Raw genomic sequence first — 24,602 nt, forward strand, 5'->3', positions numbered from 1 at the left:
TGTGACAGGCGAGGGAAATCGTAATAGAGTCTGTGCTCTAAACGGCCGTTTGTCCAAGTTCGAGGAGCATAGCATATGGATCCCGCCAGCCCTATCGGTAATAGCCTGCCCAGCCAGCTTGCCCACCTGCAGCAGCTGGCTGCACTGCAGCCTCCCGATTATGCCACCCGCCGGCAATGGCTGGCTGGCCTCGCCAGTATCGTGACGGAACACCAGCAAGACTGGATCGACGCCGTGCAGGCGGACTTTGGTTGCCGCAGCGCAGTGGAAACCCGGCTGGCGGAGCTGTTCCCCGCGCTGGAGGGCATACGCCTGGCGCAGCGCAAGCTGGCGGGCTGGATGCGGCCGCAGCGGCGCGGGGTGTCGTTCTGGTTCTGGCCGGCCACGGCCCGTGTGCTGCCGCAGCCGCTGGGGGTGGCTGGCATCATCGTGCCGTGGAACTACCCGGTGTTTCTGGCGCTAGGGCCGCTGACCTCGGCGCTGGCGGCGGGCAACCGTGCCATGGTGAAAATGTCCGAGTTGTCCCCGCATAGCGGTGCCCTGCTGCAAAGGCTGTGCCGCCAGTACCTGGGCGACGACGTGGTGCAGGTGGTGAATGGCGATGTGGCGGTAGCCCAGGCCTTTGCCGCGCTGCCGTTTGACCACTTGCTGTTTACCGGCTCCACACGGGTTGGCCGCAGTGTGATGCAGGCCGCTGCGGCCAACCTCACCCCGGTGACGCTGGAGCTGGGGGGCAAGTCACCTGCGCTGATTGCGCCTGGCTTCGATATGCGCCGCGTGGTGGGTAGCCTGGTGGCCGGCAAGATGCTGAATGCCGGGCAGACCTGTGTCGCACCCGACTACGTGCTGGTGCACCAGGACGACCGCGAGGCATTGCTGGCCGAGCTGCGCCGTCAGGCCGCGCTGGCCTACCCGGACCCGGCGGCCAACCCCGATTACACCGCCATCATCAACCAGGCCCACTTCGACCGGCTGCAACGCTGGCGTGACGAGGCCGCCCAGCTGGGCGCGCGGGTAGAGGTGCTGGCCGCCGGCAGCAGCGAAGCGGCGCTGAACGCGGCGCGCAAGCTGCCGCTGACCCTGATCGAAAACGCGCCGGCGCACAGTGCCGTGATGCGCGAGGAAATATTCGGCCCGCTGCTGCCCATTATCAGCTACGACAAGCTGGGTAACGCGCTGGCCTATATCAATGCCCACGACAGGCCGCTGGCGCTGTATCTGTACGACGACAAGCGCCGCCGTATCGGCAAGGTACTGCAGGGCACCATTGCCGGCGGGGTATCGGTAAACGATACCCTGATGCACGTGGTACAAGACCAGCTGCCGTTTGGCGGTGTCGGGCCGTCCGGCATGGGGCATTACCATGGTTACGAAGGCTTTGCGACGTTCAGCAAGATGAAGCCGGTTTTTTACCAGTCCCGCTTTGCCGGCGCGGTTCTGACCCAGCCGCCGCACGGCAAGCTGGTGCAATGGCTGCTGAACCTGATGCTGGGGCGCATCAAATGACACTCAACCGACGGCAGTTCATCCACACCGGCCTGCTGGGGGCGCTATCGCTGGGTATTGCAGCCAGGTTGGCCGCACCGCACGCCGCGCCCGGTTTTGCTGCCAGCGCGGCAGACCGCCAGCTGATTGCCGCGCTGGGCCGGGGCATGCTGGGCAGCTTGCCGGCCACGGCGCCGATCGCGCTGGTCGACAACACCTTGGTGGCCATCGCCGGCCTGCCCTTGGCCAGCCAGGCCGAGCTGCGCCAGCTATTCGACCTGCTGCAACAGCCGCTGGCGCGCATGGCGCTGGGCCTGCGCCCGCCCTGGCAAGACGCCCGTGCCGAGCAAGTGCGCGCCATGCTCGATCGCTGGCGTTACAGCCGCCTCACCCTGCTGCGCAGTGCCTACCAGGGGCTGCACGGCCTGCTGTACGCCAGCTGGTATGGCGACCCTGCCAGTTGGCAGGCCGCCGCTTACCAGCAGCCCGCCATCATGAAAGGCTACTTATGAGCAAGCTACCCGACTTGTGGCAAGACGGCCTGGCGGCGGGCTGGAAGGTAACGGATGCCAGCCAGCCTGGGCCCGACCTGAAACTGGAATGCGATGTGGTCATCGTGGGCAGCGGCGCCGGTGGCGGCATGGCGGCCGAGCAGCTGGCCAGCGCCGGCCTGCAGGTGGTGCTGCTGGAAGAGGGTGGCTTGTACAGCTCGCGCCATTTCAATCTGCGCGAAGCCGAAGCCTACCCGCAGCTGTACCAGGAGTCGGCCAACCGGCTGACCGCCGACAAGGGCATTACCATTTTGCAGGGCCGTACCGTGGGAGGCAGTACCACCGTCAACTGGACCAGCAGCTTTCGCACCCCGGCTGACACCCTGGCCTGGTGGCGTAGCCATCACGGCCTGGAGGCCATGCAGGATGCAGCCTTGCAGCCCTGGTTCGAGCAGGCCGAAGCGCGCTTGAATATTGGCCCCTGGCAAACCGACCCGAACATGAATAACGCCCTGTTGGCGCAAGGCTGTAGCAAGCTGGGCATACGGTATGCGCCTATCCGCCGCAATGTAAAAGGCTGCTGGAATCTGGGCTATTGCGGTACCGGCTGTGCCACCAATGCCAAGCAGAGCATGCTGGTGACCACCATACCGGTGGCACTGTCCCGTGGTGCGCAGCTGCTGACCCGCGTACGGGTGCAGCAGCTGTGGTTGTCAGCAGACCGCACGCGGGCGGAAGGGGTTATCGGGCTGGCGCTGGGGCCGGACGGTATCCGGCCAAGTGGCCGCCGCGTGCAGGTCAGGGCGCGCCAGGTAGTGCTGTCTGCCGGCGCCATCGGCACCCCGGCCGTGTTGCTGCGCAGCCAGGCGCCCGACCCGTACCGCCTGCTGGGCAAGCGTACCTTTCTGCACCCGGTGGTGATGTCCGGCGGGCTATTCCGCCAGCCGGTAGAGGGCTATAACGGTGCCCCGCAAACCATTTACAGCGACCATTTCCTGCATACCCAGCCGATAGACGGCCCGCTGGGTTTCAAGCTGGAAGTGCCGCCGGTGCACCCGCTGATCATGGCGTCCACCTTGCCGGGTAACGGCATGGCGCACCAGCGGCTGATGAAGACCTTGCCATACTGGCAAGTGAGCCTGGCGCTGATGCGGGACGGCTTCCACCCGCAAAGCGTCGGCGGCAGCGTAGGCTTGCGCAGCGACGGCACGCCGGTGCTGAGCTACCCGCTAGGGGATGTGGAGTGGGAGGCCGCGCGGCGTGCCTTGCTGCAGATGGCAGAAATCCAGTTTGCCGCCGGTGCCCGCGCGGTATTGCCGGTGCACGAAGACGCCGGCATGGCCACCAGCTGGCGTCAGGCGCAGGACATGATACGCCAGCTGCCCATGCAGATTCTGCGCACCCGGGTGGTGAGCGCGCACGTGATGGGCGGGGCGATGATGTCGGCCGACGAACGCCATGGCGTGGTAGACCAGGCCGGGCGGCACTGGCAGCTGGGCAACGTCACGGTCATCGACGGCTCGGTGTTTCCCACCAGCATCGGCGCCAACCCGCAGCTATCGGTTTACGCGCTGGCTCTGCGCGCCGCCGACGCCTTGCGCCGTCGGCTATAGCGCAAACTGGTAATGCCGTAGCGGCCTGGTAGCCGGTATACCCGCAAAAAAGCCACCGTTACCGGTGGCTTTTTCCTGTTGGCTGCAAGGCTGGGGCCTGCGTCTTGCCAGGCTTAGCGGGCCAGCTGCTGGCGGATGTCCTCCAGCAAAGGCTGCGGCAGGCGCGATGCCACCTCCTTGTAGGTGGGCAGCATGGCCTGGCGCCAGGCTTCCCGTTGCTGCGGTGTCAGCTGGGTGACGCTGGCCTTGCCCGAGGTGGCAATCTGCTTCAGGTCGTCGATGTTTTCCTGCTGCGTCAGCTGGTTCACATAGGTGGTGGTGTCGCGCATGGCACCTTCCAGCGTGCTGCGGATATCCGGCGGCAGCTTGTCCCAGAACGGCTTGTTTACCACCACGGCGTAGCCCAGATAACCGTGGTTGGTGGTGGCGTAATGCTTTTGCACCTCGTGAAAACGCTGGCTATAGCTTTGCGTCGGCGTCTGCTCGGTGCCGTCGATCACGCCGGTTTGCAGCGCCTGGTAAACCTCGGAAAACGCCATCACCTGCGGCAGTGCCCCCAGCGTGCGCATTTGCGCCTCCAGTACCTTGGACGACTGGATGCGCAGCTTTACGCCTTTTACGTCGGCAGGCTGCAGTAGCGGCTTGTTGGCCGACATCAGCTTGAAGCCGTTGTCCCAGAACGCCAGCCCCTTTACCCCGCGCGGCTCCAGCGAGGCCAGGATGCGGCGGCCCAGCGGGCCGTCGGTAATCTTGTGCACGTCGGTAAAGCTGCGGAACAGGAAGGGCAGGTCGAATACCTCGAACTCCTTCACCCCCAGCGGGCCGAACTTGGACAGCGACGGTATCAGCATCTGTACCGCGCCCAGCTGCAGCGCTTCCAGCTCTTCCTTGTCCTTGTACAGCTGGCTGTTGGGGAAGATCTGTACTTGCACACGGCCCTTGGTACGGGCCTCGGCCAGTTTCTTGAACTGCTCGGCGCCCTGGCCTTTCGAGGTGTCGGTGGCCACCACGTGGCTGAGCTTGATCACGATAGGCTCGGCGGCGCTGGCGCAGGTGTTGCCCAGCAGGCCCATGGCCAGTGCGAAGGGCAGGGAAAGGGTGATGCGTTTCATATTGTCTCTCCGTGGTGTTGTTATGGCAGGGTGCTACTGGATGGCACCGGCGGCGCGCAGGGCGGCCAGCTCGCTGTCATCGAAACCCAGTTGTTGCAGGATGGCGTCGGTGTGGGCACCCAGGGCGGGTACCGGGTCGAAGCGCGCCGCCCCCGGCGCGCTGCCCGGCGGCAGTAGCGCCGGTACCGGGCCGGCCGCGGTTTCCACGCTGCGCCAGCGGCCCCGGGCGGCCAGCTGCGGGTGTGCCCACAGCGCGTGCACGCTGTTGACGCGGGCGTTGGCGATATTGGCTGCATCCAGCCTGCGGCCAAGCTCGTCGGCTGACAGCTGGCGCAGGGTGTCGCGGATCAGTGGCTCCAGTACCGTGCGGTGTGCCTGACGCCCGGCGTTGTCGGCGTAGGCAGGGTTGGCCGCCAGGTCGTCGCGCTGCAGCACGGTGCGGCAGAAGCTGTGCCATTCGCGTGTGTTCTGCAGGCCGAACATCAGCTGCTGGTCGCCGGCGGCCTCGAACGGGCCGTAAGGAAAGATGGTGGCGTGGGCGGCGCCGGCGCGCGGCGGCGGCGTTTGCCCGTCCATGGCGTAGTACATCGGGTAGCCCATCCACTCGGTGAGCGATTCCAGCATCGAGATGTCGATCTGGCGGCCCTGGCCGCTGCGGCCACGCGCCAGCAGTGCGGCCAGGATATTGCTGTAGGCGTACATGCCGGCGGCGATGTCGGCAATGGACGGCCCGGCCTTGCACGGGTCGTGCTCTGTGCCGGTAACCGACAGAAAGCCGGCCTCGCTCTGGATCAGCAGGTCGTAAGCCTTGCGGTCGCGGTCGGGGCCGTCGCCACCGTAGCCCGAGATATTGCACACGATGATGCCGGGGTTGATGGCCGCCAGCGTGTCGTAGCCCAGCCCCAGCCGCTCGGCGGCGCCTGGTGCCAGGTTTTGCACCACCACGTCGGCGCTGGCCGCCAGCCGCTGCAGCGCCCCGGCCAGCCGCGGGTGCTTCACGTCGATGGCCAGGCTTTCCTTGGAGCGGTTGGTCCACACGAAGTGCGAGGACAGGCCGCGCACCCGGGTATCGTAGCCACGGGCGAAATCGCCGCTGCCGGGGCGCTCTACCTTGATCACGCGCGCGCCCAGGTCGGCCAGCTGGCGGGTGGCAAACGGGCCGGCGATGGCGTGTTCCAGCGACACGACGGTAATGTCTTGCAAAGGTTGCATACAGGGTTCCTCAAGCCAGGGTGGCGGTAGCGTCCATGGTCAGCCAGCCTTCGTGATCGCTGGCCCACAGGCGCACGGTCTTGCCGTCGGCGGTGGGCTGGCCGTGCACATGAAACGGCTGCAGGTCGAAGGTTGGCCGCACGGCGCGGAAGGCAAAGCTGCTCAGGCTTGCCCCCGGCAGCTGCCGTTGCAGCAGGTCCAGCAGAAGGGTGGCAATCAGCGGGCCGTGCACCACCAGCCCCGGGTAGCCTTCTACCGTGGTGACGTAGCGGCGGTCGTAATGGATGCGGTGGCCGTTGAAGGTGAGTGCCGAGTAGCGGAACAGCAGCACGTCGTCCGGTACGATGCGGCGTCGCCAGGCGCCGCGGTCGGCGCGCACTGCCGGCGCGGCTGGCGCGTCCGGCGCGGGGGCCTCGCGGTACACAATGTCGTGCTCTTCCCACAGCCGCAGCTGGCCGGCCACGCTGATATCGTGGCGCACTGTGACAAAGGCCAGCGGGCCGCTGCGCCCCTGTTTGGCGCTGATCTGGGCAATGGTGGAGGTTTTGTGCATGACATCGCCCACGTGCAGCGGCGCTACAAAACCGAAGCGCCCGCCAGCCCACATGCGGCGCGGCAGCGGTACCGGCGGCAAAAAGCCGCCCTTGCGGGCGTGGCCGTCGTCGCCCAGCGCCGATTGCGCGTGCAAGGGCAGAAAGTACAGCCAGTGCCATAGCGCAGGCAGTGTGTCACCCGCGTGGCCGTGGCCGGCGTAGGGTGCCTCCAGCGTGGCTTTCAATGCCTGCAATGGAAACGGGGTAACCGTATCGGTGTGCGCTTCCTGGCGGCCTTGCCACGGCAGTAGCGAGTCGATATCGATGGCGGCATGCATGCGCTGTGCTCCTGTGTTGGTGATGTCTTGCAGCTTATGCAGGCGCAAACGCTTTGATAATCAGTGGTTTTTCGGTGTAATCTTCGCAAAACGCGAAGGAGGGGCCGCATGCATTTCGATACCAGTGATCTCAGGCTGTTCGTGGCCGCTGCCGAAGAGGGCTCGCTCACCGCCGCCAGCCAGCGCTGCCACCTGGCCCTGGCTGCTGTCAGCAAACGCATTGGCAAGCTGGAAGAACAAACCGGCAGCACGTTGTTTATCCGCAGCAAGGCCGGTGTGGCGCTGACGCCCGCCGGCCAGGTGTTTTTGCGCCACGCCAGAAGCTGGCTGTACGACTTCCAGCTACTGAACGCCGAGCTGCAGGAGCACGGCCGCGGTTTTCGCGGCCTGGTGCGCCTGGCGGCCAACACCAATGCCATGCTGGGTTACCTGCCCGAGGTGGTAGGTGACTTTTTGCATCACCATCGCCAGGTGGATGTGCGCATCGAGGAGGTACTGTCGGTAGAGGTGATAAGGCGGGTGGCCGAAGGCCGTGCCGATATCGGCATTTTTGCCGCCAGCGTCGATGCCGGGCACCTGGAGTGCTACCCGTTTCGCGACGACCAGCTGGTCGTGGTGATGGCGCACCGGCACCCCTTGGCCGCAGCCGGTGCGCTGGTGTTTGAGGCTGTGCTGGAGGAGGACTTCATCGCGCTGGATCAGCAGGCTGCGATACAGATGTTTCTCAACGACAAGGCGCAACAGCTGGGCAAGCAGATGCGCGTGCGGGTAGCCACCCGCAGCTTTGACGCCGTGTGCCGCTTTGCCCAGTGCGGCGTGGGCGTGGGCGTGGTGCCGCGTTCGGCGGCCGGGCGTTTTGGCGATGCGGCCAACCTGGCGGTGGTGCCGCTGGCCGACGCGTGGGCCGAGCGCCGCCTGCACATTGCCGTGCGCGCGCTAGACGCGCTACCGGGCTACGCCAGCCAGCTGGTAGCGCACCTGCGCCAGGGCAGCTAGGCAGCCCCGGCGCGGCGCAATAGTGCGCGCGCACGCAGTACTACCGGTGCATCCACCATCGCACCATCCAGGCAGATGGCGGCACCGGCGGCCTGTTGGCTGGCTACGCTTACCCGCCGCGCCCAGTCCAGCTGCGCCGCATCCGGCCGGCTGGCTGCCTGTACCGCTGCCACCTGGGCCGGGTGGATCAGCAGCATGCCGCCAAAGCCCGCCCGCAGGCCGTTGCGCACATAGCGCGTCAGGCCGGGGGTATCCCCCAGTGCGGTAAATACGCCGTCTAGCGGTGGCGGCAGCCTGGCCAGGCGCGATGCCAGTACCAGCCGGCTGCGGGCGTAGGCAAACACGGTTTCGTCGGTGTCTTCACCGGCGGGGGGCGGGTAATCCAGCCCCAGATCTACTGCCAGATCGAGCTTGCCGAACAGCAGCCGCACCACATGGCGGCAGGCGGCCAGCGAGGCCACCGCGGCCAGGCCGGCGGCAGTTTCGATAATCGGCAGCAGGGGTTTGTCGCACAGCTCGGCCAGCTGCGTCAGCTCATCGGCGCTTTCAGCCTTGGGCACCACAATGCCTGCCACTGCAGCGGCGCGGCACACGGCCAGATCGTCGGCAAACCACGGGGTGTGCGCGCCATTGATGCGTACCAGCACACAGCCGGGTGGCTGGGTGCCCAGCCAGTGCGCCAGCAGTGCCCGTGCGCCGGCTTTGTCTTGCACGCCTACGGCGTCTTCCAGGTCGATGATGATGGCGTCCGCGCCGCTGGCCAGGGCTTTGGCGTAGCGTTCCGGCCGGTGGGCGGGGACAAACAGCAGGGTTTGCAGCAGGTCAAGGTGCATGGCAAGGCTCCGTCGGGTGAGAGCTTGCTACCTTAGAGAGGCCGCCGGCAGGCAACAATCGGTAATCGGCCAAGGCATCCTTTCCCGATAGCGAAGCAAAGCGCCCGATGCGCCGGCCTGGCGCGGTGTGGCCCAAGCCGGCGTCGCGCTGCTGTTTTTGGCGGCGGGGTTGCCAGGGCAATGAAACGCTGCAGGGGGCGGGAAAGCCGCTACCCAGCCGTCGGGCGTGATCGGGCGCGGGACCTTGTGCCCGTGCCCGGTGAAGGGCTTAGCGGATCTCGAGCTGCTCGTCCTGCAGCGTTTGCCAGCGCTCGCTGTGGCTGGCTACCAGCTGCTCCATGACGTTGCTGTCTACCAGTTTTTTCATGGCCTTGTTCAGCCTGTCGTAGAGCTGGGGTGAAAAGCAGGGCGACTGGTGCGTTAGCGTCAGGTACAGCGGTTCGCGGCTTATCGGTGTGCTGGCCACGCGGATATTGCGTATGCCCAGCTTGTTGGCGTAGGCCTGGCCGGGAGCTTCTTCGTAGATCAGGTAATCCGCCCGCCCCATACTCAGCATGCGCATGGCGTTCTCTACGCTGCCCACGGTTTGCATGGTGAGGCGTTGCTCGGCAAAGCGGTCAAACTCTTCGCCAAAGCTGTTATTCACCACGGTAATGCCATTGCGGCCAACCAGGTCTGCCCATTTGGTGTAGGACAGCGCCTTGTTCTCGCGCGTCCATACCGCGCTACGGGTCTGGTAGAACGGCGTCTGGATATAGCTCATGTACAGGCGGCGTGGCAGGGTGTAAAACGCGCCGGCAATCAGGTCGATACGGCCGGCTTTGGCGGCTTCCTGCACCCGTGCCCACGGCCCGGCGTTGCGCATCACGATGGGGATGCCGATTTCGCGTGACAGCAGCTGCATCAGCTCGGCATTGGCGCCTTGCAGGGTTTTTTCATCGTCGTGACCTACCCACAAGAACGGCGGGTATTCCGGGTTGCCCGACGCTATCAGCTGGGTACAAGCCCGGTGTGTCTGCGCCATGGTCGGGGCGGCTAGCAGGCTGGCAGCCAGTAGCCAGGCAGAACGGGCGAAACAGGGGGAGCGCAGGCAGGTCATGCGGTGTTTGGTATAGGGATAAGGCAGACGCCAGTCTATGCAGGCGGCCACGGCTAGACAAGGGTGTAGCGTGCGATTTCTTGATCTGGATATAGGTTTTTATATAAAAAAAGACCGTTGTAATTTAAACATTTGTTTAATGCTGAGCTGCTTTGGCCGCAAAGCAGCTAGCCATGGGCGTATTTTGCTGATGGCTGCCGAGCTGGCCGGGGGCGGGTGCAGTGCCACGGCAGGCGCTACTGGCCCACTACCCGGTTACGGCCCTCGGCCTTGGCCTGGTACAAGCGGCGGTCTGCCTCGCGTACCAGCTCGTCCAGGCTGGCTGTATGCAGGCTGGACAGGCCAATGCTCACCGTAATGTGCAGCAGCTGGCCCTGCTCTGGCACCAGCTGCGCGGCCAGGCTGGCGCGCAGTGCCTCGGCGGTCAGTACCGCATTGTCGTGCGTGGTGCCAGGCAGCAGTACCGCGAACTCCTCGCCACCCAGGCGGCCGGCCAGCGCACCGGGCGGGCAGTGAGCCTGCAGCGTGCGGCCAACCTGCTCGATGACCTTGTCGCCCGCTACGTGGCCCCACTGGTCATTGATGGCTTTGAAATGGTCGATATCCAGCATCAGTAGCGCCAGCGGCTGCGCCTGTGTTGCGGCTTGCGCCAGGGCTTGCGCGGCGGCCTCGTACCAGGTGCGGCGGTTTTGCAGCTGGCTCAGTGGGTCGGTGGTGGCGTATAGCCAGTTTTGCCGGGCAATCTGGTAAGACAGCATGGCGGTACGGTGCTGCACGCTCAGAATCATCAGCATGAAAACCATGGCCGGCATGCTGAACAGCAGCAGCTGCAGCCAGTGCGTAAGCTGGTAGCCCTTCAGCCACATCACCGCGCCAGCCAGCAGCACACTGGCCAGGTGCGGTAGCAAGAAAGCCAGCGGCGCTACCAGCGGTGCCACCAGCAACACCCCCAGCATGAAATACATCACGATCATCGGCAGATAAGACAGCCGGCCCAGCACCAGGATGTTCCCTGCCATCATCACCACCATGGACAGGTTGCCCAGCCATAGCACCCAGTGGATGCGGTACGCTTGGTATGCTGGGTGTTGCATGCTGTGCGCCATCCAGCTTATCAGCGCGCAGCCCAGCACACTGGCCAGTGCCATGCCGGCAAACACCTGCCCAAAGCCAAAGTGCCACAAGTCGGCTGCCAGAAACAGCGCGATGACCCCCATGCCGGCGTAGGAAAGCAGGGCCGCCCCGGGTAGCAAGCGCTGGCTGTAATAGTGTTCGTAGCTGGCGAACTCTTGCTGGAGCAGGGCTGGCTTCATGGTAGATGGCAAGGCAATGTCTGGTAATTCGTTAGATTGTCATTATTGCGCAAAAGCAGCAGTGTAGTGTTGGTCTGTTGCCGGGATGATATGTCTTGTGACATGGCGCCATCAGTGAACTACATTCTATAAATATTATTTGTTTCGGATTCAGCATGAAAGCAGCGCTGTTTACCCTTTGCCTAGCGTGTATCGGCATACTGCCCGCCAAGGCTGCCGATCTGGCCGCCTATACCGAACAGCTGCCGCCACTAAACTACCAGGATGGCGCGCAGCTCACCGGTTTTGCTACCGATCTGCTACGCATGGCCGCGCACGACGCAGAGCTCAGCCTCAGTATAGAGCTGCAGCCTTGGGCGCGTGCCTACCGCACCGTACTGGAAACGCCAAACAGCGTGATTTTCAGCATTACCCGCACGCCGGAGCGAGAGCCGCTGTTTCACTGGGTAGGCCCCGTCAGCCCGCGCCAGATCAAGCTCTACCGCCTGAACGCGCGGCGCGATATCCATGTCCAGGTAGAGGCCGACCTGATGCGCTACACCCACGGCGCCATGTTCGAATCGGCCGCCGCCAAAAAGCTGGCTGGCCTGGGCCTGCAGCCCGGCCGTGGGCTGGACCTGGGCGCCACCGACGAAATTACCCTGAAAAAATTATTGCTAGGCCGCACCGATACCGTGGCCATGCTGGACTGGGCCATGGCCTGGCAGCTCAAGCAGCAAAACGTCAACCCGCAGCTGGTACGCCCCATCTGGCTGCTGGACGGGGGCAGCCAATACTGGTTTGCGCTTAACCGTGACACGCCCACGCACAAGGTAAGGCGCCTGCAGGCCGCGCTGAACCAGATCAACGCAGACGGCCGCATGCACAAGCTGCGGCAGAAGTATCTGGCCGAGTAGCGTCACTGGCCGCCTACGCAGCACTGGGTTGTTTTTATAGAAGTGACAGGTGGCGTATACAACGACATTTCCATAAATGGAGATCAATGTCATGAAACCCGCCATCTTGCCGATGATCATTGCCCTGAGCCTTAGCGCCTGCGGCAGCCTGAACCCCAGCATTGACTACCTGCGCAACCCTGCCGTGGATGCCAAGTACAGCTGGACTTACACCGACGACACCCCGGCTGGCAGACAGCCGGACCGCCTCTCTGCCGAAACCAACTTGACCCACGCCGGCTATCGTTTTGCCTGGGCCGTAGGCAAGGCACTGCAGTACCGTGAGGTGGTGCCCTTAGACCTTGCGCAAAGCCTGCAGTACTGGACAGACCGGGCAAGTCAGCAGAAAGCTGATCTGGAGAAGGTGAAAGGTAAGCCGCAAGAGGCGCTTATGAGTGCCCTGCTGAACGATAGCGAGCACAATAAAGCCGCTCTGACCCAGCTCAAGCAAGCCAACCTGCCGCAACTGGCCGTGCTGCACGGCAATGGCCTGCTGGCAGTGCCCCGCTACCAGGCATTGCAGGAAATGTGGCAATCCGGAATCAACTTTGCCGACCTGAGCTGCGCCCGCTTCTTTGACGCCGCCAGCCGCCAGCAAACATCGCGTGATTTTTTCGGCAAAGAAGTCCAGCTGCTGGCCGGTCTTACCTCGGCGGTGCAAGGCGTCACCGGGGTAAGTTCCAAGGTCATCAGCGCAACCGCATCGTCGTTTTCGTTTGGCCAAAGCGCCATGAGCGCCTACGAAACCACCCTGGCCCTGGCACCCGATATCTACCTGCTGCAAAAAGCCGTGCAAGTCAAAAAGCGCAAGCTCAGAAGCGATCTGGACAAGCCCGGGCTGTTTGCCGGCAGCTACTACGACGTAGAGCAAGCACTGCTGGCCTACGCCGAGCCCTGCAATTTTAGCGGCCTGAAAAGCATCATCAACGAAGCACTGCAGGAAAAGAACCAGCAAGACCAGTAAGCGGGAGGCCATGGGCGGGCAGGTTGGGCTGCAGCCCGGGCAGCAGCACCAGAAACCACACAAGGTTGGCCGCACGCCATCACGGCATGCGGCCAACCTTGTTATTGGGGGCATGATCAAGCGCGGTGCCTTGGTCTGGGGGGCGGAGCCAAACGGTTACCGTGGCACGGTGAACGTTGGGCTTCATTTCATTCAGCCCAAGCTACGGCCCTGCGGTAGCAGCGCGAGGCTGGGCAGTATGTGCTTTGCTTGAAGAATAACTGCCTGTATCTATAGTCAATACTGATGTTTACACCCATCAGCCAAAACTATTGTGCCTTGGCTCCCGCCCTGTCCCCTCGGAGAAAAGAATGAAGCTATCGGTAGCCAGACGACTATTACTGGGGTTCATGAGTATTCTTTTGTTGCTGGTACTCAATAACGCGTATGTCTTTTCACTGATCGGCAAGATCGACCGCGATGTCAACCAGATCGTCGAGGTGAACTCGGCGCAGTTGCTGGAAGCGGTGAGTCTGCTGTACGAGGTACAAGGGGTACGCATGCTGACCCGGCAAATCATTCTGGACAAGACCCCGGAAGACGCAGCCAAGACTACCGAGCGTTATCAGGATGCCCGCACCAAGGTGCAAGCGCATGTGAACACACTTCAGCAGCTGTTTAGCCGCCCGGAGTGGCCCGCCAGCGAGCAGGAGCTGGCGTTGATGAAACAGATAGCGGATATGCTGCCCGAGGTGCTGAGCAACTCGCAGAAAACCTTCGACCTGGTCAAACAGGGTGATAAAGACGCTGCCATCAGTAACAACAAAGGGGTGCTGGGCAAGTACAACACCACCGTGCAAGAGCTGGTAAAGCTGGAAACCCAGCTCAGTGCCGCCACCGCACAAGCCAACTATGCCGAGCGTGATACGGCCAAATCCCTGCTGCTGGGTATTACGGTAGGGGTACTGCTGCTTTGCCTGGTGCTGGCCTGGCTGATTAGCCGCAGCATTACCCGCCCCTTGAAAGAAATGCAGCATTTCATCCAGGACCTGGCACAGCACTACAACCTGACACGCCGCATGCCGGTAAAGCGCGATGATGAAATCGGCCAGTCCCTGTCGTCGCTCAATACCCTGCTCGACGCGCTACAGGCGAGCATGCAGCAGCTTGGCCGCATCGGTAGCCACGTTACCGGCAGCGCTACCAGCCTCTCTACCGCCAGCGGCGAGCTATCCAGCAATTCGCACCAGCTAAGCAGTGCGGCATCCAGCATGGCCGCAGGGGTGGAACAGGTCACCGTCAGCATCAACCACGTAGCCGCACAGGCGGATATCTGCGACGAAACCGCCCGCCAGGCCGGAGGCATGGCGGGTAGCGGTGGCACCGTTATCGAAAACACCATCAGTAGCATTACCGGTATTGCCCAGGACGTGCGCCAGTCTGCCCAGCAGATAGAGGCCTTGCAGGCGCGCACTGCCAGCATCAACGCTGTGGTCAACGTGATTCAGGACATCGCCGACCAGACCAACTTGCTGGCGCTGAATGCCGCCATAGAAGCAGCCCGTGCCGGTGAAATGGGGCGGGGGTTTGCCGTGGTGGCAGATGAAGTACGCAAGCTGGCCGAGCGGACGGGCAACTCCACCCGCGAGATTATCTCTACCGTTAACGCCATTCAGCAGGAAACCCACGCAACGGTGGAAACCATGCAGAACACCGTACGCCGGGTAGACGAAAGCGTGCAGCACGCCAATGCGGCCAGCGAGGCGATCGAGCATATCCGCACGCACGCCGACAGGGTGGTAGAGCAGGTAAGCAGTATCTCGGTATCCATGCGCGAGCAAAGTAGCGCCAGCAATATGATGGCCCAGCAGGTAGAGCGCGTGGCCCAGATGTCCGAAGAAAGCAGCGCGCTGGCACAAAACACGGCAGACGAGGGTGCGCGGCTGGGCGCCTTGAGCCAAGAGCTGGATGCCGCCATCAGCCGTTACCGTGTCTGAAGCCGCCTCCGATATGCCCACCCGGCCTGCGCGCCGGGTTTTTTCATGGCAGCGGGGATGCTGTGCAAGCTTGGCCGCACGGCATCACGGCATGCGGCCAACTTGCTTGCTGGTGGAGCAAATACGGTGCCTTGTCTTGGGTTGAATGTAGCGCCCGGATAAGCCAACGGCGCATCCGGGGATGGGGGTAAAACTTGGCCGACTTGCACGGGCGCTGGCTGCAACCCCGGATGCGGCTGCGCCTTATCCGGGCAACGCGCTGATGTCTGCACTCCGGCGTTACCCGCTGCGGCCAACGTGCCTGCGGCATTCAGCATGGCAGCCATGCCGGCTGTTACGGCGCGCTGATCTCGGCAAACGACTCGCCCGCCTGCATGCGCGCCAGGCGCTGGTACAGCGTGTGGCGCCCGGTGCTGGCCAGCCAGCCGGCCGCCTCGTGGTGGGCGCGGGCGTAGTTGCGCACCACCGTTTGCTCGTCACCAGCAAAGAAAGCGCCAAAGCTGTTCAGCTGCCTTACCTCGCTGGCGTTGGCCGCATCGTCTGCCGGCAGCATGTAGCGCGGGCGGTAATCCACCTGCATGGCCACGCCTTCGTCAAACCAGGTGGGCAGCTGCAGCCACCGTTTCAGCGCACCGGCACGGTAGTGGATTTCGGCGTGTACCAGCTCGTGTGCCAAGGCATCCACATTTTGCCCCTGGGGGCCCATCAGCACGCAGGCGCGGCTGCCAATAAACTGCGCACTCCCCACCGCGTTTAGCCGGTAGCGGCCAAAACCCTGCGGCTGCGAGAAGAACACCACCAGCGGGCTGGCCTGCGGTGCGCCAAACGTATCGCTAATGCGCTGCCTGGCCTCGCGCAACAGCTGGCTGTAGCGCAGCTGCGCAGCAGGCGAGGCGTCGTCGCTCAGGCTGCCATCGGGCAGCGTGTGCAGGCCGGCGTGGTGGATAAACAGGCAAGCGCTAGCCGGCCCCGGCTGCGCCAGGGCGGGCAGGGCAGTGGCGAGCAGCGCTGCAGCAGCCAGCGCCGCCAGTGGGCGTTGTACAGAAATCGGCATGGTGTTGGGCACCGGTGGTGCAGGTTGGCAGTAAAGTTGGCCGAAGTATGCCGTATGGGCAGCGTGGCATATTGCCGTACATCAAGCGCCGCCCTGCGGGGGCGTGGCTATTGAGCAAACAAGGTTGGCCGTAATCCATGACGGTTTGCGGCCAACCTTGTTATTGGGGGGGAATGGTCAAGTGCGGCGTATTTGGCCTGGGGTGCATGTGGCGAGGCCAAACGCTTGCCGTGGCGCGGCGAATAATATGCATAGCGCGAGGCAACTGGGGCGCGGTAAACGTTGGGCTTCATTTCATTCAGCCCGACCTACGGGTTGCTTCCACTTGCGGATGGTGTGGATGCTGACATTGAAGCGTGCGGCCAACTCGGCAAGCGTGCCGACGGCGTGTTTGATTTCCTCGCGGATAGCGGGGGTGGTGCGGGCTTGTTTGTGCAGTTTGACGATCATGGGTTGGGCGCTCGAGAGAGTTGTAGCAGGATACCCATGACTTCTCGTGCGGTGTTCAGTTTGAGTAGCCGATTGCTTATATGATCGTCAGGGATGCGACAGTTAGGTTGGCCGCAATACCATTGCGACGTGCAGTTAGCGTGAGGGTGCGGTTAATACTGGGCTGTACATTTAGTGGAAAAAGCCAATTGCATTTAAAAACACCCACGCGCCGAACAAAGCACCTGAGAAAACCCCAAAAAGATAAATAAAACAACACAAGTATGCAACCGGATCTTCGATATCGCCCCTGTGAAATATAATAAATTTCAAAAACAACCATGCCCCCCTTCCGTGGTTGTTAAAAAAACCCCAATTATCCATATTTTTATAATAGTCGGGATGGTGATTGCGAATTTCCGAAACTATAGGAAAGGCGGATAATAGTGAAATTGCACCAATAAAAGTGACAATGAAAAATTCAATATCCATATCAACTCCATGCTTAAAACGGCAGTGAGAATTGCACTGTAATTTTCGAGCCAAAATAGCTTCCAAGCACGGTAGGTTGGGCTGGGCTTGCAAAGTCCAACGTTTACCGCGCAAGCAGTGCTGTGAGGTGACAACATTGCCGAGATTTTAAAATCTACACGTCGCTATCTTTTTTGTGTATTTTGAGCGAGGATCGTTGGGATTGTCATTTGGCTCAAAATCGTACAGGTCAATAACCGTAGCTTTGCCTTGTTTATAAGATTCAAACTGGGAATAGTAAGAAATGCCAAATTTGGAAAAGTAAACGAAGTAACGTCCGCTGGATAAGTGCAGTCCTTTTAAATTAAAAAATACACTAGCGCCCTTTGGTAATTCATCGCCATGGCCAATAAAAAGCTTGTACGAACGGCCAAAGCCATCTTTTGAAACGGACTGGATGTTAAGATCATACCCGTGCATGGGGCTGGTTAAAATGAAGCCAATTGCACAGTCGGATTCGACGGGTTTCAATATTGGTACTTGCCTGGTTGATGCGTGCAAACATCCGAAATATAAGATGAAAAACAAAATCAGTAGGGCTGTAATGTATTTCATGATTTTCGCTTTTGTTCTCTCAGGCCATAAGTTGGTCTTCACTTTGTTCAGCGCCAACCTGCCCAAGATTGGCCTGCTCAGCTTGTAGCCCGGATCAGCCAACGGCGCATCCGGGGACGGGGGTAAAACATGCCAGACTTGCACGGGTGCAGGCTGGCAACCCCGGATGCGGCTGTGCCTTATCCGGGCTACGCGTCTACCCGTCAAGAGGTTGGCGGCCTTACGCCCCACTCCATGCCGGCAGCCGTTGCAGCGCGTCCAGCAGTGGCTGACTGCTGGCGGCCAGGCGGTTCAGGCTGTTGTCACGTAATTTAGATAAATCTACCCCGTTTGCATGATGCATGCCAGCCCATTGCAGCAGGGCGCCGCCGGCTTGCGGGTGGTCGAACAGGCCGTGCAGGTAGCTACCCATCACCGCACCGTCGGGGCTGACGGCGCCGTCCACGCTGCCATCGTTCAGCTGGAATACCGGCCGTTCGCAGTCGGGCCCGTGGCTGACGCCCATGTGGATTTCGTAGCCGCTTACCGCTGCGTCGGCGTTCACAAAGCGGCCTTCGCGCCGCGTCAGCGTTTTGTCGGCGGCCAGCGTGGTGTCGATGTCGAGGTAGCCCAGGCCGGCGCTGCTGCCGGGGGCACCTTCCACGCCCAGCGGGTCGTGGATGTGGCGGCCCAGCATCTGGTAGCCACCGCAAATGCCCAGCACGCGGCCGCCGTAGCGCAGGTGGCGCTGCAGGTATTGCGGCCAACCTTGTACTTGCAGGAAGGCGAGGTCGGCGCGGGTGTTCTTGCTGCCGGGCAGGATCACCAGGTCGGCCGGCGGCTTGGGCGCGTCGGGGCCGACAAAGTGCAGGTTCACGCCGGGGTGGGCGCGTAGCGCGTCGAAGTCGGTATGGTTGCTGATGCGCGGCAGCACCGGCACCACGATGTTGAAGTCGCCGCGCTGTTGCTGGCTTTGCACCGCGTCTTCGGCGTCCAGCATCAGGCCGTGCAGCATCGGCAGCACCGCCAGCACCGGCTTGCCGGTTTTGGCTTCCAGCCAGTCCAGCCCGTCTTGCAGCAGGCTGATGTCGCCGCGGAACTTGTTGATCACAAAGCCCACCACACGGGCGCGTTCGCTATCGCTCAGGCAATCCAGCGTGCCCACCAGGTGGGCAAACACGCCGCCCTTGTCGATGTCGGCCACCAGGATCACCGGGCAGTCCACCGCCTCGGCAAAGCCCATATTGGCGATGTCGCGGTCGCGCAGGTTGATCTCGGCCGGGCTGCCGGCGCCTTCTACCATCACCACGTCGTACTGTGCCTGCAGCCGCTGGTAGGACTGCAGCACGGCGGCCATGGCGGTGGTTTTGTACTGGTGGTAGTCGCGCGCGTTCATGTCGGCGCGCACCTTGCCGTGGATGATGACCTGGGCGCCGGTATCGCTGCTGGGTTTGAGCAGCACCGGGTTCATGTCGGTATGCGGCGCCACGCGGGCGGCGATGGCTTGCAGCGCCTGGGCGCGGCCGATCTCGCCGCCGTCTTCGGTTACCGCGCTGTTCAGCGCCATGTTTTGCGGTTTGAACGGGGCGACGCGGTAGCCGGCGTCGGCCAGCAGGCGGCACAGCGCGGCCACCACCGTGCTTTTACCGGCGTCCGAGGTGCAGCCTTGCACCATCAGCGTGGGGAAGGGCCAGGGTTGGGCGGGCATGGGTCTCTCTCTGTTTGGCCACCGACGCACACCGAAGGCACGGAAAACAGCGTAAAAACTTGCCGCTGTTGCTGGTGCCGGTAGCGGTGGGCGCAGGGTTGGTTGGTGGATGTTGCATGCTCAGCGCGGCCATGCTGTCGTCGGGTGACACGGTATGGCCAGATTCGGCAGCACCAGCCAAACCCGCATGCGGTGCGGCTATCCGCGCTGGGTTTGGTCTGTGCTTTTCGTGTGCTTCCGTGACTGAAGAATGCTTAGCCAGCGCGGTCTTCGTGCCACTGGCGGATCAGTGCCTGCAGCTGCGGCAGGCCACGCGTAATCAGCGTAGGGCCGGGCGCCAGTATGTCGGCAGACTTGATCTCGATGATATGGCCGCGCTCGGCGTTGCGCACGGCGGGTACGTCTTGCCAGCCGTCGCGCTCCAGTACCGTTTCCGGGCGGAAGCGCTTGCCGCACCAGCTGCCTACCATCAGGTCCGGCTGGCGGTCGATCACGGTTTGCGGGTCGGCCACGATGCGCTGTTTGGCACGGGCGTGGCCGGCCAGCTCGGCAAAGGCGTCGCGCCCGCCGGCCAGCGCGATGAGCTCGCCCACCCAGCCTATGCCGCTGATGATGGGGTCGTGCCATTCTTCGAAATACACCAGCGGGCGTGGCAGGCCGGCGGCGTCGCGGGCGGCGCTTTCCAGGCGGGCGGCGCTGATCTGGCCTTCCAGCTGCTCGCACAGCAGCTCGGCGGCGTGGCGGCGGCCGGTCAGGCTACCCAGCACGCGCACCATGCGCAGCACGCCGTCTACGCTGTGGTGGTTGAAGTGCAGGATATCCACGCCGGCTTCGGCCACTTCTTTGAGTATGTCGCTTTGCAGGCTGGAGTAGCCCACCACCAGGTCGGGTTCTACCGCCAGGATTTTTTCCAGCTTGCCGCTGGAAAAGCCGCTGATCTTGGGCTTTTGCTGGCGCGCCTCGGGCGGGTAGACGGTAAAGCCGGAAATGCCGGCCACCAGCTCTTCGGCGCCCAGCAGGTACAGGGTTTCTACCGCCTCGGTGCACAGGCAGGCAATGCGGTGGTAATGCGGTGTGGTGTGGATCATGGTTTTACCTTGGCGTAGACCGCGCGTGCCGCGTCCAGGCTGCGGCACACGGCGCGGGTGCCTTGCAGGAAGCGCGGGGTGGGGCGGTTCAGGATGTCACTGTCGATCTGGTATTGCTGCTTGTACTGCACGGCGGCAATGGCGTTGATGCCGGCCCAGCGTGCCTGCAGGTCGTCCTGCTTTTTCATGCCGGCGGCCAGCATCACCTGCGGGTTGGCCGCAATCACCGACTCCTCGCTTACTACCGGGGCAGGTAGTGGCAGCTGGGCAAAAATGTTCTGGCCGCCGCACAGCTCGATGGCGTCGTTCACGATGTGCTGGCCGCTTAGCGTGTATAGCGGCTTGTGCCACACCTGGTAGAACACGCGCAGCCTGGGCTTGCCAGCGTACTGGCGGCGTAGCGCGGCCAGCTCGGTATCAAACTGCCGTGCGCTTTGCTCGGCCACGGCGCTACTGCCCAGCAGCGTGCCCAGCTTGCGCAGGCTGGCGGGGATGTCGGCCAGGTGCTTGGGCTCGCTGTAATACATGGGGATGCCCAGCGCCCTGAGCTGCGCCAGCTGCTTTTCCGCCGGGCCGTGCAGCCACACAATCATCAGATCCGGCTTGGCGGCCAGCACGCGTTCGATATCGATGCCGCGAAAGCTGCCCACCCGTGGCAGTGCCTGCGCGGCGGCTGGGTAGTTGCTGTTGGCGTCGGCGGCAATCAGCTGGCCGCCGCCGCCGGCGGCGTAGATCAGCTCGGTGACGTGCGGCGCCAGGCTGATTACGCGTTTGGCCGGGGCGGGCAGCGTTAGCGTTTGGCCCTGGTCGTCGGTAACGGTAATCGGCGCGGCGCCGGCGGGGATGGCAGATAGCGCCAGCGTGCAGGCCAGGGCGAGGGCGATGGGTTTCATAAGGTATCCGGTACAAAGCCGGCCAGCGCGGCGGCCAGGCGCTGCCAGTGCGCCTCGCTGGCGGGCAGCCCCAGGCGGAAGCGGGGCTGTGGGTCGGTAAACAGGCGGCACCAGATGTGGTGCTGCGCCAGGTGTTGTTGCAGGGCGTCGGCGTGCGCGTAGGCGCCACCGGCAAACAGCATGCAGCCGTCGGCCGGCAGGCCGTGCGCCTGCAGCAGTGCCGTCAGGCGGGCGTGGCCGGCGGCCAGCTGTTGCTGTGCTGCGGCCTGCCAGGTACGGTCGGCCAGCGCGGCGGTAGCAATGCGCGCCACCGGCGCGGGGATGGTCCACGGCCCCAGCTCGTCGTCCAGCGCCTGCAGGATGTCGCCTGCGGCAGCGACAAAGCCCAGCCGCAAGCCGGCCAGGCCAAAGAACTTGCCGGGGCTGCGCAGCACCACCAGCCCGGGTTGCGTGGCGGCGTGGGCGGTCACCGATAGCGCGGGCGTCACGTCGGCAAATGCTTCGTCTACCACCAGCCAGCCGCCGCGCGCGGCTTGCGCCGCCGCCATCGCCAGCACGGCCTGTTGCGGCCAACGTTGGCCGCTGGGGTTGTCCGGGTTGCATAGGATCAATACGTCTACCTGGCCTGCTTGCGCCGCCAGCCCGGCATGCGGGTGGTGGCTTACCTGGTGCCCGGCACGCGCCCAGCGCCAGCCGTGTTCGGCGTAGCTGGGGTGGGCTACCGCCACGCTGCCAGGTGCGCGCAGCCGTGGCAGCGCCTGGATGGCGGCCTGGCTGCCGGCCACCGGCAGCATGTTGGCCGCACCGTAGTAGGCGCAGGCGCTGGCGTGAAGGGCGGCGTCCGGCTGCGGCAGCGTGTACCACAGCGCCAGGTCGGTGGCCGGGGCCGGGTAGGGCTGCGGGTTCAGCGCGGCGGACAGGTCCAGCCATTGCTCGGGCGTGCCGCCAAAGCGGGCGACGGCTTGCAGCAGGTTGCCGCCGTGCACGGGTTGAAGTCCGGTCATGATGGTCGTTTGGTCCAAGCCCAGGCCAGTAGCACGAAGAACGGGACGATGGCCAGCAGTGCGCCAATGCCAATCAGCCATAACGCACCGACGGCACTCGCTGCCAACAGCAAGGTTATTTCTGGCAAGGCCTGCATGAGCACCAGCAGGATTTTTGACATCACATTCAGATTGCAGGACATAGGGTTTCTCCTTAGCAAGGCAGCGCCAGCAGCAGCCACAGCACGATGGCGCGGTCCATCAATTGCGCGGCGCGGCGGATGTCGCCGGCGCGCGGCGCCGGGCCTGCACCCAGCTCGGGCCGCGCTTCCAGCTGGCCGTGGTACACGGCGGCGCCGCCCAGCTGCACGCCCAGCGCACCGGCACCGGCGGCCATCACCGGGCCGGCGTTGGGGCTGTCCCACTGCGGCGCTTGCCGGCGCCAGCACGCCAGCGCCAGCCGGGTATTGCCGGCCACGGCGTAGGCCAGCGCGGTGAGGCGCGACGGCACGTAGCCCAGCACGTCGTCGGCGCGGGCGGCGGTTTTGCCGAAGCGCTCGAAGCGCGCGTTACGGTAGCCCCACATCGCGTCCAGCGTGTTGGCCAGGCGGTAGGCCAGCGCCGCCGGCGCGCCACCGACGGCAAACCAGAACAGCGCGCCGAACACGGCGTCGTGGCCGTTTTCCAGCAGTGATTCGGTGGCGGCACGGGTGATGGCGCTGTCGTCGGCCTGGCTCAGGTCGCGGCTGACAATACGCGCGGTCAGCGCCCGCGCCTCGGCCAGCTTGCCTTGCAGCAGGGCGTCGGCGATGGGGCGGGTGTGCTCGATCAGGCTCTGGCGGCCCAGCGTGAAGTACAGCACCGCCACGCTGAGGATGCCGGCGGCCAGTGCGGGTAGCTGCGCCAGCCCCCAGGCCAGCAACAGCGGTAGCGGCAGCACCAGCAGCGCCCAGGCCACGGCGCCGCGCAGCAGGCGGCTGCGGCCCACGTTCAGGCTTTTTTCCAGCCAGTTGGCCGCGCGGCCAAAGCCCACCAGTGGGTGGTAGCGCGCCGGCTCGCCCAGTACGCGGTCGGCCAGCAGCCCGGCGGCCAGCAGCAGGCTGGTGCCTAGCATGCCGCCTCCGGCAGGAATAGCGCGGCGGCGGCGGCGGGCTGGCTGGCAAAGTAGGCGTGGAAGTAGCTGGCCTGCACGCTGCCGTGGCGGTACACCACCTCGCCCGGGCTGCCGCCGGCTTTGCGCTGGCAGGTAGCGGCGGCAGGCAGCGGGGTGTCGAACTGCGAGTAGTGGAAGGTGTGGCCGCGCAGCTCGCCGGCCGGGTGCGGCCAACCTTGGCTGCCCAGCCCGGCCAGTTTGGCGGTCATGCGTACGCTACCCGGCAGCACGCCGGCCATGCGGTGCGCCTGGCCCTGGTCATCGTGCAGCTGTTCGGTTAGCGCCATCATGCCGCCGCATTCGGCCCATACCGGTTTGCCGGCGGCGGCAAAGGCCTGCACGCTGGCCAGCCAGCGGGTGTTGGCCGCCAGCGTGGTGCCGTGCAGCTCGGGGTAGCCGCCGGGCAGCCACAGCGCGTCGGCGTCGGCCGGAATGGCCTCGTCGGTCAGTGGCGAGAAAGTGGCGATACGTGCGCCCATGCCCTGCAGCGTGCGCAGGTTGGCCGCATAGACAAAGGCAAACGCGGCATCGTGCGCCACGGCGATGGTTTTGCCGGCCAGCAGTGGCGGCAGGCTGGCCGGTGGCGTGGCCTCGGGCGCGAAGTCGGGTAGCGCGGCCAGTACGGCGTGGTCCAGCTGCAGCGCGTCGGCTAGCGCGTCCAGCCGCGCGGCCAGGTCGGGCAGGTCGCTGGGCAGGTGCAGGCCGAGGTGGCGTTCCGGCAGCGATTCGGCCTGGCGCGGCAGGCAGCCCACCACTGGCAAATCAGGCGTGCCGCAGGCGCGGATCATGTCGGCGTGGCCGCTACTGGCCACGCGGTTGGCCAGCAAGCCGGCCCACGGCAGCTGGCCGTGGTCGCGCAGGCCGCGGGCAATGGCCAGCGCGGTGCCCACCATGGCGCTGCAGTCCAGCACGGCCAGTACCGGCACGCCAAACTGTTTTGCCAGGTCGGCGCTGGACGGCTGGCCGTCGTACAGGCCCATCACACCTTCGATCAGTACGTAGTCCACCTCGGCGGCGGCTTGCGCCAGCAGGCTGCGGCACTGTGTTTCGGTACACATCCACAAGTCCAGCACGTCTACCTTGCTGCCGCTGGCGGCGGCCAGCAGCAGCGGGTCGATGAAGTCCGGCCCGGTCTTGAACACGCGCACGCGGTAGCCGTCGCGCACCAGGCGGCGCGCCAGCGCGGCGGTAACGGTGGTCTTGCCCTGGCCGGAGGCGATGGCGGATAGCAAAAGGGCTTTGCAGCTCATGGGGTTGTCTTTATTTGGTTTTGGGCCACGAAAGCCACGAAAGGGCACGAACAAAAGCCTGCTATTGGCTGCTTTGGGG

Annotated in this window: 24 protein-coding genes; 7 read left to right on the top strand and 17 right to left on the bottom strand. The window is 64.1% G+C overall.

Going from position 1 to position 24,602, the window contains the following annotated elements; genetic code table 11:
• The first annotated feature begins 75 nt into the window (after positions 1-75).
• The 3 genes from PQU95_RS05655 to PQU95_RS05665 are packed head-to-tail and all read left to right on the top strand — an operon-like array spanning position 76 to position 3,589.
• Positions 76-1,506 (top strand): coniferyl aldehyde dehydrogenase, encoded by a 1,431-nt coding sequence (locus tag PQU95_RS05655; RefSeq protein ID WP_272751094.1) that lies wholly within the window; start codon positions 76-78, stop codon positions 1,504-1,506.
• Complete coding sequence (locus tag PQU95_RS05660) at positions 1,503-1,997, top strand: hypothetical protein (RefSeq protein ID WP_272751095.1); 495 nt, start codon at positions 1,503-1,505, stop codon at positions 1,995-1,997. The genes PQU95_RS05655 and PQU95_RS05660 overlap by 4 nt, the downstream gene beginning before the upstream one ends.
• Entirely contained in the window at positions 1,994-3,589 is a 1,596-nt protein-coding gene (locus PQU95_RS05665; RefSeq protein ID WP_272751096.1) for a GMC family oxidoreductase, read from the top strand. The genes PQU95_RS05660 and PQU95_RS05665 overlap by 4 nt, the downstream gene beginning before the upstream one ends.
• A gap of 113 nt (positions 3,590-3,702) precedes the next feature.
• Here the strand turns inward: PQU95_RS05665 and PQU95_RS05670 are convergent, their stop codons facing one another.
• Genes PQU95_RS05670 through PQU95_RS05680 form a run of 3 tightly spaced genes read right to left on the bottom strand, consistent with a single transcriptional unit; the run spans position 3,703 to position 6,784 of the window.
• On the bottom strand, positions 3,703-4,701 hold the full coding sequence (locus PQU95_RS05670; protein WP_272751097.1) for a TRAP transporter substrate-binding protein: 999 nt from the start codon (positions 4,699-4,701) through the stop codon (positions 3,703-3,705).
• Between the two features lie 33 nt (positions 4,702-4,734).
• Positions 4,735-5,913, bottom strand: coding sequence for a CaiB/BaiF CoA transferase family protein (locus tag PQU95_RS05675; protein WP_272751098.1), 1,179 nt, complete (start codon positions 5,911-5,913; stop codon positions 4,735-4,737).
• A 10-nt stretch (positions 5,914-5,923) separates the two neighbouring features.
• Positions 5,924-6,784, bottom strand: coding sequence for an HTD2 family dehydratase (locus tag PQU95_RS05680; RefSeq protein WP_272751099.1), 861 nt, complete (start codon positions 6,782-6,784; stop codon positions 5,924-5,926).
• 108 nt (positions 6,785-6,892) lie between these two features.
• Between PQU95_RS05680 and PQU95_RS05685 the strand changes: the two genes are divergently transcribed.
• A complete protein-coding gene (locus tag PQU95_RS05685; RefSeq protein ID WP_272751100.1) occupies positions 6,893-7,780 on the top strand; it encodes a LysR family transcriptional regulator in 888 nt (295 codons plus the stop codon).
• Here the strand turns inward: PQU95_RS05685 and PQU95_RS05690 are convergent.
• The 3 genes from PQU95_RS05690 to PQU95_RS05700 form a co-directional block, all read right to left on the bottom strand.
• The gene (locus PQU95_RS05690; RefSeq protein WP_272751101.1) at positions 7,777-8,613 is read right to left on the bottom strand and encodes an HpcH/HpaI aldolase/citrate lyase family protein; all 837 of its coding nucleotides are present in this window, start codon (positions 8,611-8,613) and stop codon (positions 7,777-7,779) included. The two genes, PQU95_RS05685 and PQU95_RS05690, sit on opposite strands and share 4 nt — an antisense overlap.
• A gap of 268 nt (positions 8,614-8,881) precedes the next feature.
• The gene (locus PQU95_RS05695) at positions 8,882-9,712 is read right to left on the bottom strand and encodes a substrate-binding periplasmic protein (protein ID WP_272751102.1); all 831 of its coding nucleotides are present in this window, start codon (positions 9,710-9,712) and stop codon (positions 8,882-8,884) included.
• A 236-nt stretch (positions 9,713-9,948) separates the two neighbouring features.
• Complete coding sequence (locus PQU95_RS05700; RefSeq protein WP_272751103.1) at positions 9,949-11,025, bottom strand: GGDEF domain-containing protein; 1,077 nt, start codon at positions 11,023-11,025, stop codon at positions 9,949-9,951.
• 155 nt (positions 11,026-11,180) lie between these two features.
• Here PQU95_RS05700 and PQU95_RS05705 point away from each other — a divergent pair, with 155 nt between their 5' ends.
• The 3 genes from PQU95_RS05705 to PQU95_RS05715 all read left to right on the top strand — a co-directional run bounded on the left by PQU95_RS05705 (position 11,181) and on the right by PQU95_RS05715 (position 14,900).
• Complete coding sequence (locus PQU95_RS05705; protein ID WP_272751104.1) at positions 11,181-11,921, top strand: substrate-binding periplasmic protein; 741 nt, start codon at positions 11,181-11,183, stop codon at positions 11,919-11,921.
• 91 nt (positions 11,922-12,012) lie between these two features.
• On the top strand, positions 12,013-12,924 hold the full coding sequence (locus PQU95_RS05710; protein WP_272751105.1) for a hypothetical protein: 912 nt from the start codon (positions 12,013-12,015) through the stop codon (positions 12,922-12,924).
• Between the two features lie 350 nt (positions 12,925-13,274).
• Complete coding sequence (locus tag PQU95_RS05715; protein ID WP_272751106.1) at positions 13,275-14,900, top strand: methyl-accepting chemotaxis protein; 1,626 nt, start codon at positions 13,275-13,277, stop codon at positions 14,898-14,900.
• A gap of 334 nt (positions 14,901-15,234) precedes the next feature.
• On the opposite strand, the gene PQU95_RS05720 is transcribed toward PQU95_RS05715, so the two are convergent.
• From PQU95_RS05720 to PQU95_RS05770, 11 genes are all read right to left on the bottom strand, one after another.
• Positions 15,235-15,954 carry a hypothetical protein gene (locus PQU95_RS05720; protein ID WP_272751107.1) on the bottom strand — a complete coding sequence of 240 codons (720 nt, stop codon included), beginning with the start codon at positions 15,952-15,954 and terminating at the stop codon, positions 15,235-15,237.
• A 294-nt stretch (positions 15,955-16,248) separates the two neighbouring features.
• Positions 16,249-16,404, bottom strand: a complete 156-nt coding sequence (locus tag PQU95_RS05725) for a hypothetical protein (RefSeq protein ID WP_272751108.1) — start codon at positions 16,402-16,404, stop codon at positions 16,249-16,251.
• A 171-nt stretch (positions 16,405-16,575) separates the two neighbouring features.
• The gene (locus PQU95_RS05730; protein WP_272751109.1) at positions 16,576-16,875 is read right to left on the bottom strand and encodes a hypothetical protein; all 300 of its coding nucleotides are present in this window, start codon (positions 16,873-16,875) and stop codon (positions 16,576-16,578) included.
• A 147-nt stretch (positions 16,876-17,022) separates the two neighbouring features.
• Positions 17,023-17,613 carry a hypothetical protein gene (locus PQU95_RS05735; protein ID WP_272751110.1) on the bottom strand — a complete coding sequence of 197 codons (591 nt, stop codon included), beginning with the start codon at positions 17,611-17,613 and terminating at the stop codon, positions 17,023-17,025.
• A gap of 76 nt (positions 17,614-17,689) precedes the next feature.
• Entirely contained in the window at positions 17,690-19,156 is a 1,467-nt protein-coding gene (locus tag PQU95_RS05740) for a cobyric acid synthase (RefSeq protein WP_272751111.1), read from the bottom strand.
• Between the two features lie 254 nt (positions 19,157-19,410).
• Complete coding sequence (locus PQU95_RS05745) at positions 19,411-20,244, bottom strand: ABC transporter substrate-binding protein (protein ID WP_272751112.1); 834 nt, start codon at positions 20,242-20,244, stop codon at positions 19,411-19,413.
• Entirely contained in the window at positions 20,241-21,137 is an 897-nt protein-coding gene (locus PQU95_RS05750) for a cobalamin-binding protein (protein ID WP_272751113.1), read from the bottom strand. The genes PQU95_RS05745 and PQU95_RS05750 overlap by 4 nt, the downstream gene beginning before the upstream one ends.
• Entirely contained in the window at positions 21,134-22,141 is a 1,008-nt protein-coding gene (gene cobD, locus PQU95_RS05755) for a threonine-phosphate decarboxylase CobD (protein ID WP_272751114.1), read from the bottom strand. The genes PQU95_RS05750 and cobD overlap by 4 nt, the downstream gene beginning before the upstream one ends.
• Positions 22,138-22,323: a hypothetical protein gene (locus tag PQU95_RS05760; RefSeq protein WP_272751115.1), complete on the bottom strand. Its 186-nt coding sequence runs from the start codon at positions 22,321-22,323 to the stop codon at positions 22,138-22,140. Before PQU95_RS05760 ends, cobD begins: the two co-directional genes overlap by 4 nt.
• An 11-nt stretch (positions 22,324-22,334) precedes the next feature.
• Positions 22,335-23,234 (bottom strand): adenosylcobinamide-phosphate synthase CbiB, encoded by a 900-nt coding sequence (gene cbiB, locus PQU95_RS05765; protein ID WP_272751116.1) that lies wholly within the window; start codon positions 23,232-23,234, stop codon positions 22,335-22,337.
• Positions 23,228-24,523, bottom strand: coding sequence for a cobyrinic acid a,c-diamide synthase CobB (locus PQU95_RS05770; protein ID WP_272751117.1), 1,296 nt, complete (start codon positions 24,521-24,523; stop codon positions 23,228-23,230). The genes cbiB and PQU95_RS05770 overlap by 7 nt, the downstream gene beginning before the upstream one ends.
• Between the last annotated feature and the right edge of the window lie 79 nt (positions 24,524-24,602).

The sequence above is a fragment of the Vogesella aquatica genome (genome assembly GCF_028548455.1).
Classification (GTDB): domain Bacteria; phylum Pseudomonadota; class Gammaproteobacteria; order Burkholderiales; family Chromobacteriaceae; genus Vogesella; species Vogesella aquatica.